1 protein-coding gene is annotated in these 1,509 nt (G+C 75.5%); it reads right to left on the reverse strand.

Going from position 1 to position 1,509, the window contains the following annotated elements; translation table 11 throughout:
* Positions 1 to 1,509: phosphoenolpyruvate--protein phosphotransferase (ptsP, locus tag DW309_RS11650; protein ID WP_136045462.1), on the reverse strand; the 1,509-nt coding region annotated here is incomplete at both ends.

Consider the following 1,509-nt stretch of genomic DNA (forward strand, 5'->3'; position numbering starts at 1 on the left):
CCTCGGCCGCCGTGGGGGCACCGGCCGCGGCCTCGGCCATCCGACGGCAGTCCTCGACGGTCACCGCGTCCAGCGCCGCGGCCACCCGGCCGAGCGCACGCGGGGTCATCGACAGGGAGGTCACGCCGAGCCCGACCAGCACGGGAGCGAGGGCCGGATCGCCCCCGGCCTCACCGCACACCCCGACCGGCTTCCCCGCCGCGCGACCCGCCGCGCCCACCATGCCGATCAGGCGCAGGACTGCGGGCTGCCACGGGTCGTTCAGCTCGCCGAGGTCGCTCAGCAGGCGGTCGGCCGCCAGCGTGTACTGGGCGAGGTCGTTCGTCCCGAGGCTCACGAAGTCCACGACCTCGAACAGCTCGGCCGCCAGCAGGGCGGCAGCGGGCGTCTCGATCATGATCCCGACGCGGTCCAGCCCGGCGGCGTGACACCGCTCCGCGAACTCCCGCGCCTCCTCGACGGTCGCGACCATCGGCGCCATCACCTCGACCTCGGCCGACTCCGCATCCGCCGCGCGCGCGAGGGCCCGCAGCTGATCGTCGAGCAGGGCGGGGTTCCGCCGGGCGATGCGCAGTCCGCGCACACCGAGGGCCGGGTTGTCCTCGTGATCGGCGTTCGCGAAGGGCAGCGGCTTGTCGCTGCCCGCATCGAGCGTGCGCACCACCACCTTGCGGCCGGGGAACGCGGCGAGCACTCCGCGATACGCCTCGACCTGCTCGTCGATCGTCGGCGCATCGACACGGCCGAGGAAGCAGAACTCGGTGCGGAACAGGCCGACGCCCTCCGCCTGCGCGGCCGCCGCCGACGCGGCATCGCTCGCACCGCCGACGTTGGCGAGCAGCGGGAGGCGCGTCCCGTCCGCCAGGCGCCCGCGACCGTCGAAGGTCACGACGGTGGACGCTGCGCGCGCGGACGCCACGTCGACCTCATCCGGATCGACCGTGACGGTGCCGCGTTCTCCATCCACCAGCACGGTGGTGCCCTCGGAGATCGCGAGGGCGCCGGCGAGCCCCACCACCGCGGGGAGCCCGAGCGACCGCGCGATGATCGCGGTGTGCGAGGTCGGGCCGCCCTGCTCCGTCACCAGCGCCACGCACCGCCCCCCGTCCAGGGTGGCGGTGTCGGCCGGCGACAGGTCGGTCGCCACCAGCACGAACGGCTCGTCGCGCTCCGGCACACCCGGCAGGTCGACCCGCAGGATCTCCGCGATGATGCGATCGCGCACGTCGCGGATGTCGGCGGCGCGCTCGGCCATCCGGCCGCCGAGCGCGAGGAGGGCCTTCTCGTGCGTCGCGGACGTCTCCCAGACGGCGCGCGCGGCCGTGCGTCCCTGCGCGCGCACGAGCTCCGTCGCCTCCGACACCAGCTCCGGGTCGGACGCGAGGAGCCGGGACGCATCGAGGATCGCGCGGGCCTCGCCGGTCGCCTGAGCCGTGCGCGAGCGCAGCTGGTCGGCCACGGCCACCGCGGCCCACTCGATCGCCGACACCTCGGCCTCGCGCTCGTCCG

It is taken from the genome of Microbacterium sp. K41, assembly GCF_004794395.1.
GTDB classification, from domain to species: Bacteria; Actinomycetota; Actinomycetes; order Actinomycetales; family Microbacteriaceae; genus Microbacterium; species Microbacterium sufflavum.